This window comes from Paenibacillus kribbensis (assembly GCF_001705305.1).
Classification (GTDB): Bacteria; Bacillota; Bacilli; order Paenibacillales; family Paenibacillaceae; genus Paenibacillus; species Paenibacillus kribbensis_B.
Genome location: NZ_MCBP01000001.1, coordinates 480,207 through 496,900 on the forward strand (window position 1 = coordinate 480,207; position 16,694 = coordinate 496,900).

At 48.5% G+C, this 16,694-nt stretch carries 17 protein-coding genes and 1 other annotated feature; of the genes, 7 read left to right on the plus strand and 10 right to left on the minus strand.

Annotated features, from left to right (window positions below):
- Positions 1-34: 34 nt before the first annotated feature.
- Positions 35-643, minus strand: a complete 609-nt coding sequence (locus BAZ21_RS02150) for a DUF1349 domain-containing protein (RefSeq protein WP_068496624.1) — start codon at positions 641-643, stop codon at positions 35-37.
- Positions 644-947: 304 nt separating this feature from the next.
- Positions 948-1,186: a binding site (T-box leader), on the plus strand.
- Positions 1,187-1,229: 43 nt separating this feature from the next.
- On the opposite strand from BAZ21_RS02150, the gene BAZ21_RS02155 reads away from it, so the two are divergent.
- A complete protein-coding gene (locus BAZ21_RS02155) occupies positions 1,230-2,414 on the plus strand; it encodes an aminotransferase class I/II-fold pyridoxal phosphate-dependent enzyme (protein WP_068496626.1) in 1,185 nt (394 codons plus the stop codon).
- Between the two features lie 37 nt (positions 2,415-2,451).
- Here BAZ21_RS02155 and BAZ21_RS02160 read toward each other — a convergent pair whose 3' ends face one another.
- From BAZ21_RS02160 to BAZ21_RS02170, 3 genes are all read right to left on the minus strand, one after another.
- Positions 2,452-2,925, minus strand: coding sequence for an NUDIX hydrolase (locus BAZ21_RS02160; protein ID WP_068496629.1), 474 nt, complete (start codon positions 2,923-2,925; stop codon positions 2,452-2,454).
- Positions 2,926-3,099: 174 nt separating this feature from the next.
- Positions 3,100-3,654: a GrpB family protein gene (locus BAZ21_RS02165; protein WP_068496631.1), complete on the minus strand. Its 555-nt coding sequence runs from the start codon at positions 3,652-3,654 to the stop codon at positions 3,100-3,102.
- A gap of 68 nt (positions 3,655-3,722) precedes the next feature.
- Positions 3,723-4,310: a TetR/AcrR family transcriptional regulator gene (locus BAZ21_RS02170; RefSeq protein WP_068496632.1), complete on the minus strand. Its 588-nt coding sequence runs from the start codon at positions 4,308-4,310 to the stop codon at positions 3,723-3,725.
- A gap of 192 nt (positions 4,311-4,502) precedes the next feature.
- On the opposite strand from BAZ21_RS02170, the gene BAZ21_RS02175 reads away from it, so the two are divergent.
- Entirely contained in the window at positions 4,503-5,711 is a 1,209-nt protein-coding gene (locus BAZ21_RS02175) for an MFS transporter (protein WP_141694932.1), read from the plus strand.
- 106 nt (positions 5,712-5,817) lie between these two features.
- On the opposite strand, the gene BAZ21_RS02180 is transcribed toward BAZ21_RS02175, so the two are convergent.
- The 3 genes from BAZ21_RS02180 to fabF all read right to left on the minus strand — a co-directional run bounded on the left by BAZ21_RS02180 (position 5,818) and on the right by fabF (position 9,314).
- Positions 5,818-6,558 (minus strand): zinc ribbon domain-containing protein, encoded by a 741-nt coding sequence (locus tag BAZ21_RS02180; protein WP_068496634.1) that lies wholly within the window; start codon positions 6,556-6,558, stop codon positions 5,818-5,820.
- A 119-nt stretch (positions 6,559-6,677) separates the two neighbouring features.
- Positions 6,678-7,631 carry a helix-turn-helix transcriptional regulator gene (locus tag BAZ21_RS02185; RefSeq protein WP_068496636.1) on the minus strand — a complete coding sequence of 318 codons (954 nt, stop codon included), beginning with the start codon at positions 7,629-7,631 and terminating at the stop codon, positions 6,678-6,680.
- 444 nt (positions 7,632-8,075) lie between these two features.
- Positions 8,076-9,314, minus strand: a complete 1,239-nt coding sequence (gene fabF, locus BAZ21_RS02190) for a beta-ketoacyl-ACP synthase II (RefSeq protein ID WP_068496637.1) — start codon at positions 9,312-9,314, stop codon at positions 8,076-8,078.
- A gap of 129 nt (positions 9,315-9,443) precedes the next feature.
- Here fabF and BAZ21_RS02195 point away from each other — a divergent pair, with 129 nt between their 5' ends.
- From BAZ21_RS02195 to BAZ21_RS02205, 3 genes are all read left to right on the plus strand, one after another.
- The gene (locus BAZ21_RS02195) at positions 9,444-10,283 is read left to right on the plus strand and encodes a helix-turn-helix transcriptional regulator (protein ID WP_068496638.1); all 840 of its coding nucleotides are present in this window, start codon (positions 9,444-9,446) and stop codon (positions 10,281-10,283) included.
- Positions 10,284-10,418: 135 nt separating this feature from the next.
- Complete coding sequence (locus BAZ21_RS02200) at positions 10,419-12,179, plus strand: DEAD/DEAH box helicase (RefSeq protein ID WP_068496640.1); 1,761 nt, start codon at positions 10,419-10,421, stop codon at positions 12,177-12,179.
- A 1-nt stretch (position 12,180) separates the two neighbouring features.
- Positions 12,181-13,143: a YqhG family protein gene (locus BAZ21_RS02205; protein WP_068496642.1), complete on the plus strand. Its 963-nt coding sequence runs from the start codon at positions 12,181-12,183 to the stop codon at positions 13,141-13,143.
- A 43-nt stretch (positions 13,144-13,186) separates the two neighbouring features.
- Here BAZ21_RS02205 and BAZ21_RS29350 read toward each other — a convergent pair whose 3' ends face one another.
- Positions 13,187-13,402, minus strand: coding sequence for a hypothetical protein (locus tag BAZ21_RS29350; protein WP_218061412.1), 216 nt, complete (start codon positions 13,400-13,402; stop codon positions 13,187-13,189).
- On the opposite strand from BAZ21_RS29350, the gene BAZ21_RS02210 reads away from it, so the two are divergent.
- Positions 13,403-14,440 (plus strand): hypothetical protein, encoded by a 1,038-nt coding sequence (locus BAZ21_RS02210; RefSeq protein WP_068497063.1) that lies wholly within the window; start codon positions 13,403-13,405, stop codon positions 14,438-14,440.
- Between the two features lie 96 nt (positions 14,441-14,536).
- On the opposite strand, the gene BAZ21_RS02215 is transcribed toward BAZ21_RS02210, so the two are convergent.
- Complete coding sequence (locus tag BAZ21_RS02215) at positions 14,537-14,728, minus strand: YqzE family protein (RefSeq protein ID WP_068496644.1); 192 nt, start codon at positions 14,726-14,728, stop codon at positions 14,537-14,539.
- A gap of 250 nt (positions 14,729-14,978) precedes the next feature.
- Here BAZ21_RS02215 and BAZ21_RS02220 point away from each other — a divergent pair, with 250 nt between their 5' ends.
- The gene (locus BAZ21_RS02220) at positions 14,979-15,740 is read left to right on the plus strand and encodes an N-acetylmuramoyl-L-alanine amidase (RefSeq protein ID WP_068496646.1); all 762 of its coding nucleotides are present in this window, start codon (positions 14,979-14,981) and stop codon (positions 15,738-15,740) included.
- On the opposite strand, the gene BAZ21_RS02225 is transcribed toward BAZ21_RS02220, so the two are convergent.
- Positions 15,715-16,668, minus strand: a complete 954-nt coding sequence (locus BAZ21_RS02225) for a divergent polysaccharide deacetylase family protein (protein ID WP_068496648.1) — start codon at positions 16,666-16,668, stop codon at positions 15,715-15,717. The two genes, BAZ21_RS02220 and BAZ21_RS02225, sit on opposite strands and share 26 nt — an antisense overlap.
- Positions 16,669-16,694: the final 26 nt, after the last annotated feature.

Here is a 16,694-nt window from a genome sequence, read left to right on the forward strand (position 1 = left end):
AAAATCAGCTCGCAATATTTTACAGCCATACACCTTATTCCACGTTGCGTATGTCCTCTGACACATGGCTTGTGATCGTCAGGGTATCAAATCTAACATCACAGCCCTCTCCCACCGGAGACTGTGCGACAACCCCGACTTTTAGCTGGTTAGGGGCCTTCATACCAAAATATCGCGCCAGCTTCCAATGCTGTCCGTCTGCTGAATAATGAAATGCAAAGCAATTTCCAGCACGCGCCACTCGCAAATACGGGTTAGCAACGTCAATAGCTCCAGAAATACAATCATCGGACGTATCCCTTGTGACCACACTAAGAATGGATGGAGTCTGGTCAAAAAATTCAAAGCACAGCTTAGCCCAATGGAGATCATCTGCCATGATCATCAAGCATCCTGAATCATAAGGCTGCTTCATATCGACACGAACCCTTGTCCATATTGTAAAATCTCCCTGAAGGGTTGTATGCAAAAAAGGAGCAGATGATTTGATGGTTGCGCCGGACGGATCTCTGAAAAAATCAGCCTGTGATGGTGCAGACACCTGTAAAGACTTGGAATCATCGATCTTCCATACAGCTGGCTCATTAATCCAGCTCCATTCCGCAGGCAAAGCTTTACCGCTAAAACGTTCAAATACGTTCATATAGCTACCTTCCTCTCAAGGCAATAGGGTCTGATATCACGCCAAAATCTGAGAGCTAAGCCCTCTCATATCACTATATACGTAATCTTCCAATCGTCAATGATAATCCTGCTGTCGCTGCATTTTATAAGAAAAACGTCTATCGACGTACTTTCACGGAAGCCAGACCGCGCCTAGCGGAAGTTTTTCTTGCGATTATAGAATTGTTCAGCTCCGCTGAAAATTTATAAATTCTATAATCTTAAAAAAAGACTTGCCATCCTGAAATGTTGTGCTTATAATTACACCTAACTTGATACGGCAACAAATTTCAATGACGAGAACGAGTAAGCTATACAGCGGATTTGCAGAGAGTTGGGGCAGGTGAAAGCCAACATTCCGAGGGTAGCCGAACGCCATCTCCGAGAAGCGGGCTGAACCTGAAGTAAGCTCTGCCGCCTTTCCAGCGTTAACCGGAACACGTATTGATGGATACGTGAACAGAGTGTCATTTCGTATGGAATGAAACTAGGGTGGTAACACGGGTATTAACTCGTCCCTTTTACAGGGGCGGGTTTTTTTGTTTTTCAAAAAGGAGGAAATCAACATGACGAACGTATCGACAGTAGCATCTATATCTGATTTTTTGACTCCAGCTGTACGGGAAATGCCGCCTTCTGGCATTCGTAAGTTTTTTGAATATAGTACAGGCAGAAAAGATATCGTTTCGCTTGGGGTCGGTGAACCTGACTTTGTGACCCCGCAGCATGTCATAAAGGCCTGTATCACAGCTCTCGAAAATGGAAGAACCTCATACACACCCAATGCCGGTCTTCCCGAGCTTCGTGAGGAGATTGCCGGATATCTGGAGAACAGCTTTAACACATCCTACAATCCGGCAAATGAAATCATGGTCACCATCGGCAGCAGTGAAGCACTGGATTTGGCACTGCGTGCCCTGATTACAGAGCACGATGAAATACTCATTCCGGCTCCTTGCTACATTTCGTATGCGCCTATTACGTTTCTGGGGGGAGGACATACCGTAACGGTCGAAACCTCTGCTGACCAGCAATTCAAGCTGACAGCAGAGGCGCTCAAGGCCAAGCTGAGCCCACGCTCCAAGGTGCTCATTCTCTGTTATCCGAACAACCCGACCGGCGGGATCATGACCTATGAGGATTGGCTCCCCATTGCCCGCCTGGTTGAGGAGCATAATTTAGTTGTAATATCCGACGAAATTTATGCTGAACTAACCTACGAACAGCGGCATGTAAGCTTCGCTGCACTACCAGGAATGAAAGAACGGACCCTGCTCATCAGCGGTTTTTCCAAAGCATTTGCAATGACTGGCTGGAGGGTCGGTTATGTATGCGGTCCGAGAGAGCTGATTGCTGCTATGCTGAAAATTCATCAATATACCGTCATGTGCGCTCCTATTATCGGGCAAATTGCCGCTATTGAATCCCTGCGCAACGGGCTGGAGGAAAAAGACCGCATGATGGAATCTTACAATCTGCGCAGAAAATGGTTCGTTGAAAGCCTGCGCCAGACAGGACTGCCCTGTCATGAACCGAACGGTGCCTTCTATGCTTTCCCTTCCATTAGGCACACGGGACTCAGCTCAGAGCAGTTTGCCAAGCGACTGTTGGACGAAGAAGGAGTCATTACTGTACCCGGTTCCGCATTCGGACCGGGCGGCGAGGGCTTTATCCGCTGCTCGTACGCATCGTCGCGAGAACAGCTGGAAATGGCTTTGGAGCGTATCGGCGTATTTTTGAAACGTCTGTAATGTGTTTCATATCATGAACACGAATACAGGATGAAAACTACTTCAGCAGCTCCTGAATAAGCTTTTTCTGGTGTGCTGGCAAACCTTCCGGCCATTCTCCTACACGGCAATAACAAATGTCGGAGATTTCGGAGCTTGGTCGGAAAGTACCAGGGATAACCCGCCCCGTGAAAATAAGGTCCACTCGGTTCGGCGTCTGGCCAAATCTGGCTCGCACTAGTGAAGTGATCTCTACATCCAGCCCGGTTTCTTCACGGACTTCACGCCGTAGAGCGGCTTCCGGCTGCTCCAGCTCCATCCAGCCGCCGGGAATTCCCCACGGCTGCTTCCGGTATACGTGCTTTAATAGCAGCACTTGCCCGGCATCATTCGTAAAAATGCCCAACACAGCAACCAGAAACTTGTGTTGCGCCCGATACACCAATGCATTTTTCAATCGAGTGAACGGCGTATGCTTATACATGAATACAAGCCAATCCCTTGGGATTTTATTTATCAGCTTTGCCAGCATCGTACACCTCCTGTTGGGCATTTTTCTCACATGGAATAAAGTCGTTCGATTGAGTTGAACGGGGGCTTAAGTATGTATAATCATAATCAAGCTGTTTTACGATACAGAGGGCTGCGGCTGTTCCACCTTCTATAGTAACAAAGTAAAACCCAGGATGTTCGCCCGTCCTAATCTTTAGGATGGTCCGGCATCCAGAACGTTTTGTACAAAATCCGTCTTGGCCTCCGTGTACGCTTCACGATCATGCTGATTTTCCATCGCCAACTGCCTTTTTAATGCATCATATTGCTGAACCAACTCAGGCCGTTCACGAAGACGGTTCCGAAACAACAGTTGCTGATCCCAATGCTCCTCATGTTCCAACATAAGATGCAGATGTCCCTTTCTTTGATCCTGTTCCACTTTAACCAAAAATCTTCTCCATTCCCGACCGTCCAGTTCAGGCGGAACATAGTTCCAGCCTGCTGGTTGTAAAGCAGACACGATCTGTTCCAGTCGATCCCAAGACTCTAATTTTGCCATAATGTCAATGATGGGCTTAGCGGAGAGATTGGGAATTGCCGTGCTTCCTATATGTTCGATTTCCGTCACCTTAAACGGCAGTAATAACTCCCGCAACTGATGAATGATCTTTATGCCCTGCTCTGACCAGGCAGGATCAGGATTCACTATTTTTACAGGCTCCGTAGCCCACACTGGCCAATGTTCCTGATTTTGCATCTCATGCATTCATTCTCCCCCTAATCTCCATTCATACATTCTCTCATTCAATTGTCTTTTTAATATTCTTTCACAAGTTATTTTCCATCCAGCAACATAAGTGCAGTCGCAACCGCCTGATCTACAAAAGAACGCGCTGGGCGTGATTTCATCATTACGGTAATTCCGATTAACAAAGAGACCATCGTATGGGCCAGAGCTCGTGCGTCCAAAGCAGCCTCCAGCTCCCCGGATTGTATCCCACGTTCGATGGTTTCCTGAAAGACAGCAGATAGGTACATCTGATGCTCTCTGGTCAAAACCTCAAATTTTTCATCGTGAGGGGCTAATTCCACCATCGTATTAATGCAAAAACATCCCCGGTTAGAGTCACCCTCATATTCTTCCGACACAACTTCTGTAAAAAAATGATGAAATGCTTCTTTGACAGATGAACAGCGTTGCAGCTTAGCACGCACACGAGCAGCGTGAGATTGCGTATATTTACGTAGTGCAGCCTCAAATAATTGCTTTTTGTCCCCAAATGCAGCGTAAATGCTGGGGCGCTGAATTCCCATTTTAGAGGTCAAATCGCTTAAGGACGTGGCCTCATATCCTTTTTCCCAAAAAATTTGCATCGCTGCATCCAATGCCTGTTCCTCATCAAATTCCCGTGGTCGAACCATAAGTAATCCCTTCTCTTTCGTATCGTTCAGTATATTAAGATTGTATGATCACCAGCAATAACTGTCAAATATGTACCTAGTAGATTCTTGACATCTCACTGGAATACGAGTTATATTGACCTAAAATCATTATGTACCAATCAGTATATTATACTTATCGATATGTAATAAAGTTAGAAAGTGACGTGATGTATGAAAATGAAGATGTCAGAAACCAGACCTATGCAGGCTGTTCCCGTTCATTCCATGTCCCGCTCAGTAGCACTCCTGTTCGCCATAGCCTGTGGGCTGGCTGTCGCCAACGTTTATTATGCTCAGCCATTGCTGGATGCGATGGCCAACGAATTTGGCATTGCGCCCTCATCGGTAGGTGTGGTCATTACAGTCACGCAAATTTGCTATGCGTTGGGCCTGCTGCTGCTCGTCCCGCTCGGTGATCTTTTGAACCGGCGGCGACTGATCACAGGACAAATGCTGCTATCTGTGCTGGCACTAATCGCGGTCAGTCTGGCTCCCAGCCGCACCCTGCTGCTCATGGGCATGGCAGCAGTCGGATTGCTGGCTGTAGTAACCCAAACGCTTGTTGCGTTCGCTTCAACTTTGGCCGCCCCGGCCGAACGTGGACGTATCGTGGGCTTGGTGACAAGCGGAGTGGTAATCGGTATTTTATTGGCGCGAACGGTGGCTGGTGTGTTGACTGATCTCGCTGGCTGGCGCTCCGTTTACCTCGTTTCTGCTGTATTAACGCTAGTTATGACTGCAGCATTGTTCCGGGTGCTGCCAAAGAACGAACCCCTAGGAGCGGCGCTTTCCTATTCACAGCTGCTTCGCTCGGTTATCCTGCTGTATGTACAAGAAAGAATCCTGCGTATCCGCGCCATATTAGCTCTGCTTATTTTCACCGCGTTCAGTGTATTGTGGACTTCGCTGGTACTGCCTCTCAGTGCGCCGCCCTTGTCTCTTTCCCATACCGCTATCGGAGCGTTTGGTCTGGCCGGAGTCGCTGGAGCTTTGGCAGCAGCAAGAGCAGGTCGTCTTGCCGATCAAGGTTTGGGACAACGGACAACAGGGATTGCACTGTCTTTACTGCTGCTGGCCTGGTTGCCTATCCGCTATACGGAGCATTCCCTGTTTGCTTTGGTGCTTGGCATAATCCTGCTGGATCTGGCCGTCCAGGCCGTACATGTCACCAATCAGAGTATGATTTTCACCGTTCGTCCTGAGGCGCGCAGCCGCCTTACCGCCAGCTATATGATATTTTATTCCATCGGCAGCGCCATCGGGGCTATCGCCTCAACTCATGTCTACGCCTACGCCGGATGGAATGGAGTGTGTCTGTTGGGAGCGGGTGTCAGCGCTTTGGCACTCATTTTCTGGGCGGTGACTTGCCATTCGTCTTGAGTCGCTCATCCTGTCTGGAACAGCTCATGCTATGGGTTGAAGTAGCAAAAAAAGCCGCCCGTGCCACAACCATGGCCGGACGGTTATCTCTGTGACTACAAATTGATCACTTGATCGCAATGTAAATCAAAACAGGCTCGTCTGCACCGCCATATACTTCAAAGTCACCTGTATATGTCCGCTCCGCATGTCCCATGGCAGCCCACTGCCAAATGGTCTGCCATACACGGAATACAGAAGAAGGCTCTTGGGTTGCCTGGAAAACAGCGTAGCGTGCAGCCGGAATTACAAGTTTTTCAAGATCGTCAGGAGTTTGGAAATCCGCAGCCGCTTCCTTCCCGATAAAAAAAGTGTACTCGCCCAAAGCTCCATTTTCATAGTCAGTGTAACAGCCATAGACGGAAGCCTGTCCTTCACGGCCCCTGATCCGACCTGGCACATCCTCAGTCCAAAAGCGTTCCCACATGGCCGGAATGATCCCGTGGGATGTTTGTTCTTTGGGATTACTTGTACGTGCTTTCAGCCCGACTAAATGGATGTCACCCCGGTATTCCTCCCGAACAGGTCCATCCAATTGAAGTCCCGTATGCTCTGAAGAACGCCACCGCTTCAAAATCGGCAGGTAATTGCCCAGCATCGAAGTCGCCTCTTCTGCCTTCATTCCCTCCCCTACCAGGATGGGTACACACTGCTGAATCATGTCCTCCATAGTCAAGTCAGGCTGCACAAATGCACCTTCCTTGTAGCAATACTTGCAATACTCATCTGTTTTAGCATGTTGTGCATCTGTTCCATATTGATCCTCATGCTCCAGCGGCATCCCGCAGCTTTGACAAACTTTATCCATTCCTGTTAAGCTCCTTTCGCTAACTGATATCTGATATGCAACCAGTATAACGAAACAAACTTGACAGCTATCAGTCAGGTTTGTTTTACTTTAGCCCGAAAATTCTTTTAGGATTTCCTCTATGATTCGGTAGCATCTTCATAATTAGACGCAATACGCACCGCCATTTCCCGTATCTTGTCTCGCAAATGGGCCGGTTCTTTGACAACCACATCCGGTCCCAGACTTAGAATAAATCCGTACGCCCACGCATCCTCTGGAAACGGGACCGAAACCGTATAGATTCCTTCCGTCTGTTCGATCAGCGCTTCCACGCCAAACCAGTCTTCCGCCAAATGCCTGGAATTGCGGTTAAATTGCAATGTAAATGGCTGTACAGCTCTGGACGCTGCCATCCGTCCTTCATTCCATGGCAGCACTTCATAGGAAAGATCCCTGCGGGTGAAAGCCGTCTCTGTCACCACAGGTTCACTCATGCGGGAAAGCTTGAACAAACGAAACTGCTCCCTGTCGGGACAGTAAGCATATACAAACCACTGTTGTCCCTTCAGAACGAGCGTATGCGGCTCGACAGTCCGCTCGGTGATCACTCCTTCTGCGTTTCGATAAGTAAAAGCAACAGTGCGCGCTCGGCTCATTGCTTCCTTCACCTTTATCAATTTGCCTTCCTGCGCAGCCTGATTTCCCCATCCGGAATGATCAACGATGAACTGGGTGGCGCGGACACTAAATGGTTCTCTTCCGGACTCTGGTATGATGCTCTCGAATTTGTTAAGCAACCGTGACACATTCGGTCCACCGAGCGACGAGGACAAACTTTGCAGACCCATCACAATGTCCTTTACATCAAGATCCGTTAGCATACTGCGATCCAGACGGTATCCTTCCATCAGGCCGATTCCCCCACCTGCTCCCTGAAAGGTTACCACCGGAATACCGGCCATGCTGATCGCTTCAATATCTCTATAGATCGTCCGTATTGAAACCTCATACAAATCCGCCAGTTCCTTCGCTTGTATTCTATTTCTTTGCAGCAGTAAAATGACGATAGAAAGCAGTCTGTCTATTTTCATTTTTCCAAACCTTTCATTGATAAATCACACTTTTTAATTTTACAGTGATAAGCATTTTTGAGGTAAGTACGTGCATTAAATAAGTATCTGCATCAATGCCCGCTACGCGAACGGATCATTCCTTCGATCGCTGTTGCCTCTGAATTTCCTGAACTATTTTTAAAGGGTGAAATCCAAAGGCAAAGGCGAACGCTTACGCTTCTCCAGAACGATAAGCTTTTATTATTTTATCCCCAACTTTGGTGAATTTCTCTATCGCCAATTGATTAATATTATTAGTTATGATTTGGACAATAGCATATTTTATTATTCCCGTATAGAAATGTTTTCCTTCATCTTACTTTATCTCTTATCTAAAATGAATCTGTTGTTTCTCGAATAAAAAAACCTCAGGGATTCCATCCAACTGGATAGAACGCCTGAGGCTTCAACCACTCATTACGCTTAGGACTCGTAGCGCTTCAGCACAATGACCGCATTATGACCGCCAAAGCCAAAAGAATTGGACAGCCCGATATTTAATGATGCCTTGCGCGCCTGGTGAGGCACATAATCCAGATCGCAGGCCGGGTCCGGGTTGTCCAGGTGCATCGTTGGCGGAATGATGCCTTCCCGCAGACTTTGAACCAGCGCAATCGCTTCGACACCGCCCGCGGCTCCCAGCATATGACCCAGCATGGACTTATTCGCGGTAATCGGAATTTGATAGGCATAGTCGCCAAATAGCTTGTGAATCGCGCGGGTCTCAGCTATATCTCCCACCGATGTACTTGTTGCATGGGCGCTGATCACGTCCACTTCTTCAGGAGTGATACGGGCCGAATGAAGGGCCGCTTTCATCGCCAGATAAGCCCCGGTTCCTTCGGGATGCGGTGCAACCATATGATAGGCATCCGAGCTGGCTCCATAGCCGATGACCTCGCCATAGATTTCCGCCCCACGCTGGATGGCGTGTTCCAGCGACTCCAGCACCAGAATACCTGCGCCTTCACTCATGACAAAACCATCCCGGTCCTGATCAAACGGTCGACTGGCAATCGAAGGCTCCTCATTGCGTGTTGACAAGGCCGTCGCATTAGAGAAGCTGGCCAAGGCTAATCGGGTAACCGCCGCTTCTGCTCCACCGGCAAAAATGACGTCCGCGTCCCCTGTACGGATGGTCCGAAACGCTTCGCCAATCGCCGTATTCCCGATAGAGCAGGCCGTAACAGGCGACAGCGTAGGGCCCATCGTTCCGAATGCGATACTAATTTGAGCAGCAGCCATATTGGAGATCATCATCGGCACCAGTGTCGGACTAACTCTGCCCGGACCACGGTTTAACATCACCTCTACATTGTCTACCAGCGTGTCCAAACCGCCGATTCCTGATCCCACATAGACCCCGACGCGCTCCAGATTGATATGATCCAGATCCAGAGCTGAATCCTTCAGCGCTTGCTCTGCCGCATACAATGCAAACTGAGTAAACCGATCCATTCGTCTGGCATCCTTGCGTCCCCATTGTTTTTCTGCATCAAAATCCTGTACCAGCCCGGCGATTTGTGCTTTCAAATCAGACACTTCGAATGTATCAATTTTACGTATACCTGAATTGCCTTCCAGCAAATTTTTCCACAATGTGTTTACTTCATTGCCCAGTGGCGACACGACACCCATACCTGTTATTACTACTCTTTGCATAGCTATTCATTCCTCCTGCTCGGTAACTTACTTACAATCCTCATTTTACCCTCGGTTTATCCTATTACAAGTGTTTGTTTATCCTGGTATAATAAACACTACTATAGGAAAAATGGAGTGAAAATACCTATGAAAACCGAGGCACGCCTGGAAGCATTATCTGCTTTTCTCAAAACAAAAAGAGCTCGTCTACACCCGCATATGGTTGGCCTGCCCCAAGGATCACGTCGCAGAACACCCGGCTTGCGCAGAGAAGAAGTGGCTCAGCTGGCTGGTGTGAGTACGACCTGGTACACCTGGCTGGAGCAGGGGCGGGATATCAAGGTGTCAGCCTCTGTCCTGGACGCCATTGCAGCCGCCTTGCAGTTAAACACAGATGAGCGTAAATATTTGTATGATTTGGCGCTGGAAGCCGGATTTCATGCCCCTCCTGCTCCTGCAGAGCAAACGGTCATATCCCCCTCACTACAAAAGATTGTGCAGGAACTGCACTACTGCCCTGCTATTATTTCAGATCGGCGCTGCCATATTGTCGGCTGGAATGCGGCTGCAGCGCATGTTTTTATGGATTTTGCCGAGCTGCCACATGAACAACGCAATATGATTGAACTGCTGTTTACCAAAAAGGAGTTTAAGAGTCTCGCCGTCAATTGGGAGCATTTTGTAAAAGGGTTTCTTGCCATTTTTCGCGCCTATTACGGACAATACGTGACAGACCCTTGGTATGCACAATTTATACAAAATATGAGTCAGACCTACGGAGAGTTCAACGAGCTTTGGAATCAGAGCGAGGTAAGCTCCGCGCCGGAGGTGCTCATAGAGTTTCGTCATGCCAAGGCCGGCAAAATGTTGTTTGACCTAACCTCCCTTCAGGTACAGGGGGGCGTCGATCTGCGCTGCAGCATTTACACACCCAACGCGCAATCCTCTACGGAAAGCAAACTCCAAAAGTTAATGGAGGGCAGCTAACGGATTTCATTCCTCTTGTTATGAAGATATCTTTTTCCGTCCATACTACATCTACGATCTGTGCAAAATAGATGCCATAGATGTGACAGAGCCAAGAGCTTCAACTGTGCTACTACCAGGAGGGAGGGAATCATCATGAAAGCCAAATCGACAAGTTCCCCGCACACGCAAAATCAAGCGTCGTTACCTGTTCCGGTGCAATTTGACCGCAGCTGGCAGGACGAGCTGGACCAGCGCCTGCACAAGGGAGGCCCGTGGGGAGATTGGAATCTGTATCAGCTGGCAATCGAGGCGGAAAGAGCCAAGCTGGTACCGAGCTTTGATGAGCTTCAATGTTTGCAGCATTTGCAAGACCTCACTCCACTGCCCCATCAGCTGGATACGGCTCGAAAGGTACTGTTTCAAATGTCCGGACGCGCCATTCTTGCCGATGAAGTCGGCTTGGGCAAAACCATCGAAGCTGGAATGATCCTCAAGGAATATCTGGTTCGCGGGCTTGCTGCTAAAGTACTCATTCTTGTACCCGCTTCCTTAGTCCTGCAATGGGTGCGTGAGCTGAACAGCAAATTTGGCATTTCCGCTGTCGCCCAAAAAAAGACATATTCCTGGTCATCCGAGGTCGTCGTGGCCTCTATGGATACCGCCAAGCGGGAGCCACACAGCAGCATCCTGCTGGATACTGATTATGATCTGCTCATTATCGACGAAGCTCACAAGCTGAAAAATAAAAAGACATCCAACTACCAGTTCATTATGAAGCTGCGTAAAAAATATTGTTTGCTCCTGACGGCAACTCCCATCCAAAATGACTTGTCAGAGCTGTTTAATCTCATTACATTGCTCAAGCCCGGTCAGTTGGGAAGACAAGGCGATTTTTCAGCCAATTTCGTGGTGGATAAGCGTCTGCCCAAAAATGAGGATCAACTCAAGGATGAGCTATCCAAAGTTATGATCCGCAATCGCCGCGGAGAGGGCCCGGTTCAATTCACCAAACGAAATGTTTCCAACATTCATTTGGAGCTTTCACCAGAGGAGCAGGCGCTGTACGATGGAGTGACCTCTTTTGTCAAAGAGCAATATCAGGCGAATGGCGGAAATTTAAGCAGTATGCTGTCTCTCGTTACCCTTCAACGGGAAGTGTGCAGCAGCCGGGATGCCGTATTCGTCACGCTCGTTAATTTGTCCAAAAAGATGGCACCGGACTCTCCTCTGCGCGATCGCGTCTGGGATTTGGTCGCACACATTAAAGCGATCAAGGCCAATTCCAAAGCGGAAAAAGCGCTCGAACTCATCCGTCAGATGAACGAAAAAGTGATTATTTTTACCGAATACCGGGCTACACAGGAATATTTGCTGAATTATTTCCGTGACCGTGGGCTGTCTGCCGTTCCTTACCGGGGCGGCATGAACCGGGGACGCAAGGATTGGATGATGGATCTGTTCCGGGGACGCATTCAGGTCATGATCGCTACCGAAGCGGGCGGTGAAGGCATTAACCTGCAATTTTGCCACCATATGATTAACTTCGATTTACCATGGAACCCCATGCGGGTAGAGCAGCGGATCGGACGGGTGCATCGGCTTGGACAGCAGCATGATGTTCATATCTTCAACTTGTCCACAACCGGAACCATTGAGGAGCATATCCTTCACCTTTTGCATGAAAAGATTAATATGTTCGAAATGGTCATTGGCGGACTGGACGTCATTCTTGAGAAGTTCGAGAAAAAAGAATCGATTGAAAAAAGTCTGTACAAAATCATGCTTGAATCCAGCAATGACGATGAAATTCGCCGAAAAATGCAAGCACTGGGCCACTCGCTGGATTCCATCAAAATGGAAATGGAGCAAGCTCCTACGACCAAAGATCGGCGCAGCGTGAAAGGAGGCCGCTAATGTGAGCATGAGTTCGCAGCAAGTTCAGCGTTTTGTCCTCACCTATCTGGAAGCTACCGGATGCAGCGTAATCGAGAGATCGCCGAGCCATGTAACTGTCAAGCTTTCTATCGAAGCGGATAAAGCCTTAACCAACCGGCCCTACTATTGGGGGTACGTAGAGCGTACTGGCGTTCCAGCACAGACGATGTCCTTCACGTTCATTTTTGATGGAGCAGCCTACCGGACGGAACAGGAACGATTGTCTAATCAGGCATCGCCAGCTCCGGCAGCAGGTAATCCCGCTCAGGATCAGGTAATGGGCCGCTACTTCGGCCATGTTCCAGCATCGCCGCAGCTCGGGCCCGGACGTATTTTGCAAGAGGAGCTTCATTATGGAAGCCGTCGTTTGCACCAAATTTTTGAAGCTGCACGGGACGGGGGAAAATATGTTTATTTGTTTGAGCAGCCTGATGCCCGTCAGCTGACTGCCCGTTCTCCCGTAGTCTACGAAGCCTGGCTCGGCGTCTGCTATAAGGTTGAATTTGCCTGTGATTTGAAGCGAGAGGAGCTTCATTGGCTGGGCATTTCACTCAAGAGCGGCACAATCATGTCCGACTTTGGCGACATGCTCGAAGCCCGTCAACTAAGCCCGCTGTTGGCGGGCAATATGCATGTGCAGTCTGCCAAGCTAACTGTCCCCGAGGCGTCCAATTCGCTTGAAAGCTACCTCACCGACCAGCTCCGACAGCAGGATTATAACTGGGCAGAGCAAGCAAAGGAAAGATTACGGGAGGAATTGGAGGTCATTGACCACTACTACGAGGATCTAACCAAGGAGCAGAAAGATCAGGATAAAGAAGAAGTGGACAAAAAGGAAGCCATAATGGAGCAGCATCAAGCCCGTCGTAAAGAAATGGTATGGCAATATGAGCCCAAGGTACTCGTATCCGCCATTAACTGCGGCATATTTCACCTGCGGTAACCGATATCTCTCGTTCCTTCGCAGGCTAGATGCAGAAGTATCGTCAGCTTGTAACATCGTGCTTCAGACTGGAACGGTTTCCGCTATGAGAACGACAAGCTTTGCTGAGCCTGCCCCTATTTATCGACAGCAAAAAGCGAACATGGTCAGAAGCTTTGCGCCGACAAGGTGCAGCAGTCTTTTCACCGGACAAGCTGTATGCTGGATAAAAAAGAATGCCTCCGCCAGCCAAGCAGGCCGGCAGAAAGGTGGATTTCATTTGAAGAAAAATAATTCCGGGCACTATAGCGTGGGCATGATCGCAGCTGTTCTAATCGGCCTGTCCGCAATCTGTCCGTTCGCTTCTATCCATGCGGCTCCCTCAGCCGCTCAGGGGAACCATGTAAGCTCAGAGTTCCTCTACCAAGCAAACTCTCAGATTTCCCCATTGCAGGAATCTGCAGGTGATGTCTCTGCAAATTCTCCTATTCAAGAGCAAGGTGTGCCTTCCGACGTAAAACGGACAGCGGACGACACGATACAATCTCTATCGTCGCAGCCTCCTTTTGCCCAGTGGAAAGATGCCGAGCTTAGCTACCATCCACTCGGACCTGGAACCCACAGTTGGCTTGTTCAAGTGAACCGTGCGGGAGAATCGATTGGCTACCTGATTATCGGAACAGACACAAATGGCGTTTATCAGCTTAACGAATACGGGAACGGTCCAGGCGGGCCATACAGTATGAATGTGCTTCGCCAATCCCTTAAGTCTCTCGCAGAGACCGAATTTTCATCCAGCGACAAGCTGCAAATCACACCTATGTATGAGGAACCGCTATTAGCCTACTGGCTGGTACGTTCCTCTACAGGCAGCGAATTATGTATTGATGCCGTTACCGGTGATCCGTTGCCGGTAGAAGTAGCAGATGGGAGCTGGAAACATAAGCTCCGCAATCACACACCCCCTTCAACTGTCAACTTTTTGCAAACACAGGCGCAATCTGTTACTTTCTCGGCTGATCCCTTTGACCCCTATGACGATCTTGGCTGGCTTCAATCCAAGCAAAAGCTTTCCATCCATAACGCAAACCAATTGAAAGACACGCTGCGTACATCACCACGTATTATATTTTCTGCCACAAGCATCAACTTTGCTTTTGGCGGTCCCTTATCCATTAACGGGTATCAATCCTGGACATCCCCAGATGATCCGTCACATCCAATTATATATGCGCTAACCCAGCACAGTGGCCTCTCCCGTTTTGTACCCCTAAAACAGTTGCTGTCAGCTGGCGAATTTTATCGTTTGGACTCTTAGCTATTACAATGACGAAGTCATCCGAAATAATCTCTGCAACATAAAAAGAGACCTCAAACGGCATACCCTATGCCCATTGTGGTCTCTTTCGCAGGTTCAATGTCTCTCCCTTCGTCTTCTGCGTGTGGATTTTATCCACATTTTAAGAGCGAGTGGCAGCATGCCAAACCATTTGTTCATCCACGGCTCTCTGGCCTGTTTTTGACTCCGTCGCACATCACGCGGCGTTTCGATATACCGAACAATCCGCTCCGTAATATATGTCACCAACTCGTCACTCTTCGCCATCCTGTACAACCTCCTTCAATCTGCTCCTTAGCATTTCCATTCGAGCTACTTGGAAATATCGGATTTATGCGTTAGGTGCAGATAAACCTAGCTTGCTCATTTTTCAAAAAATCTAATCCCTACGGGAATAACTATGCATGGTTTCCCTTAAATGGAACATACTATCTTCAACATCATCTGTACCCGATAGCTAATGATTTATTTGGAGGCAGCAATGCTGCAATCAATCCGTCTACTGGAGGAATAGAACGTGCAAAATAAGAAATTGAACAAGATATGGCTGACAGGACTTGGGATGAGTTTATGCATCCTTTGCAGTTCTGTATTTACGCCTTTTGTTGATGCAGCTACTCAGCCCAGTGAAAAAAGCACTGAACTGAACAAGACCACAGATGGTCAATCCAGCGCATCTTCACCCTATCATGCGTTTGCCAAGCCTGTTGTCCTGATCGATGTCGGCCATGGCGGTGTGGATGGCGGAACAAGTCACAAAAAACTTTTGGAAAAAGATATCAACCTTGCCATCGGTCAAAAACTGTACCTGATTTTGCGCTCGCAGGGCTATCCTGCTGTCCTGAATCGGGACAAGGATTATGCACTGAGTGACGACAACCGCTGGCTTTCCTCCAAATCGAGACACTTAAAAGACCTTGCCCAGCGCAAAAGTCTCACCGAGCAGCTGCCTACCTCCTTGGTTGTAAGCCTCCATGTGAATTGGGCCAAGCGCTCCGAAAAACGGGGACCGATTGTTTTATATCAGGATGAAGGCGGCAGTTTTCTGTTAGCTGAGCGAATTCAGCATTCATTAAACCGCTTATTCTGCATGAACAGAGAAACCGTTTACGGAAAACCCTTTTATCTTCTGAATACAATCCAGCATCCCGCAGTAATTGTGGAAACGGGATTTATCAGTAATGCACAAGACAGAGCCATGCTTTCAGCGGATCGCGGACAGAAAAACATTGCTGAGGCTATAGCCGAAGGCATTATTGCACATCTGACGGTATGGTAGTGTTGGCCGCAGGATTTCCCTTCCATCCCCATACAGAACGCACCAGATCGCTAATGCCCACAAACTTGGCATGATCTTTTAGCGTAGGAACCGAGGATTGAAGGGCCGAGGACGTGTACTTGCCAGCTACACCAACATGTCCAATCGTTACGCAGGTGTCGTGCTTGTCCAGCCATTCAATCACCTTCGTAATTTGCCGATTCACATGGGCGAGCGTATGAGTATCGTCCAGAAAAATATCATTGCGCACGGGTGGCATTCCCTTTTCAGCGGCAAGTTCAGGTACCACAGACCAATAATTTGTACGGCTATCGACAAAAAATAGCCCATGCTCCTTGCAAACATCAAGAACAATGGACATAATGCGCTTGTCTGAGGTGACTTTGGAACCCATATGGTTGTTCATCCCTATCGCATAAGGGACATCCTTAATGGCTGCTGTCACCTTGGCGCGTACTTCGTCATCCGTCATATTGGCCTTAATCGCTCCCGGTCCAAGCCATTCCGGCTTTCCCTGCTTTGGCTCCATGGGCAGATGAACGATGACGTCATGACCGCGCTTATGCGCTTCTATGGCATCCTGTTGGGTTGTAGGCAGAAAGGGCATCACAGCCACCGTGATTTTAACGGGTAATTGTAAAATCTGCTCTGTCCCTTTCATGTTGTTCCCCATGTCATCGATAATGATGGCAACCATTTTTTTCTCCCGTTCCTGCTTGTCTGTTGCTTTTGCAATATCAGTTCCCATGCTCCAAGCAGTTCCGCACACCATGAACATCAAACAGACCGAAATACAGACCACAGCGGTTCTTCGTATTTTAGAGCTTGGGTGATAAACATGCGCATACGTTCGCTGGTTCCGATCACGAAATGCCTGTATCGCTTTTTTAATGATATTTCTCATGTTCAGCTTCCGTCGTTTACTCATTGCGGGTCAGCCTCCTTCTCTGTCCC

Excerpts from the sequence above, each read along its gene's own strand:
- BAZ21_RS02150 (WP_068496624.1), bottom strand. The coding sequence starts at position 643 with ATGAACGTATTTGAACGTTTTAGCGGTAAAGCTTTGCCTGCGGAATGG.
- BAZ21_RS02155 (WP_068496626.1), top strand. The coding sequence starts at position 1,230 with ATGACGAACGTATCGACAGTAGCATCTATATCTGATTTTTTGACTCCA.
- BAZ21_RS02160 (WP_068496629.1), bottom strand. The coding sequence starts at position 2,925 with ATGCTGGCAAAGCTGATAAATAAAATCCCAAGGGATTGGCTTGTATTC.
- BAZ21_RS02165 (WP_068496631.1), bottom strand. The coding sequence starts at position 3,654 with ATGCATGAGATGCAAAATCAGGAACATTGGCCAGTGTGGGCTACGGAG.
- BAZ21_RS02170 (WP_068496632.1), bottom strand. The coding sequence starts at position 4,310 with ATGGTTCGACCACGGGAATTTGATGAGGAACAGGCATTGGATGCAGCG.
- BAZ21_RS02175 (WP_141694932.1), top strand. The coding sequence starts at position 4,503 with ATGAAAATGAAGATGTCAGAAACCAGACCTATGCAGGCTGTTCCCGTT.
- BAZ21_RS02180 (WP_068496634.1), bottom strand. The coding sequence starts at position 6,558 with ATGGATAAAGTTTGTCAAAGCTGCGGGATGCCGCTGGAGCATGAGGAT.
- BAZ21_RS02185 (WP_068496636.1), bottom strand. The coding sequence starts at position 7,631 with ATGAAAATAGACAGACTGCTTTCTATCGTCATTTTACTGCTGCAAAGA.
- fabF (WP_068496637.1), bottom strand. The coding sequence starts at position 9,314 with ATGCAAAGAGTAGTAATAACAGGTATGGGTGTCGTGTCGCCACTGGGC.
- BAZ21_RS02195 (WP_068496638.1), top strand. The coding sequence starts at position 9,444 with ATGAAAACCGAGGCACGCCTGGAAGCATTATCTGCTTTTCTCAAAACA.
- BAZ21_RS02200 (WP_068496640.1), top strand. The coding sequence starts at position 10,419 with ATGAAAGCCAAATCGACAAGTTCCCCGCACACGCAAAATCAAGCGTCG.
- BAZ21_RS29350 (WP_218061412.1), bottom strand. The coding sequence starts at position 13,402 with ATGAAATCCACCTTTCTGCCGGCCTGCTTGGCTGGCGGAGGCATTCTT.
- BAZ21_RS02215 (WP_068496644.1), bottom strand. The coding sequence starts at position 14,728 with ATGGCGAAGAGTGACGAGTTGGTGACATATATTACGGAGCGGATTGTT.
- BAZ21_RS02225 (WP_068496648.1), bottom strand. The coding sequence starts at position 16,668 with ATGAGTAAACGACGGAAGCTGAACATGAGAAATATCATTAAAAAAGCG.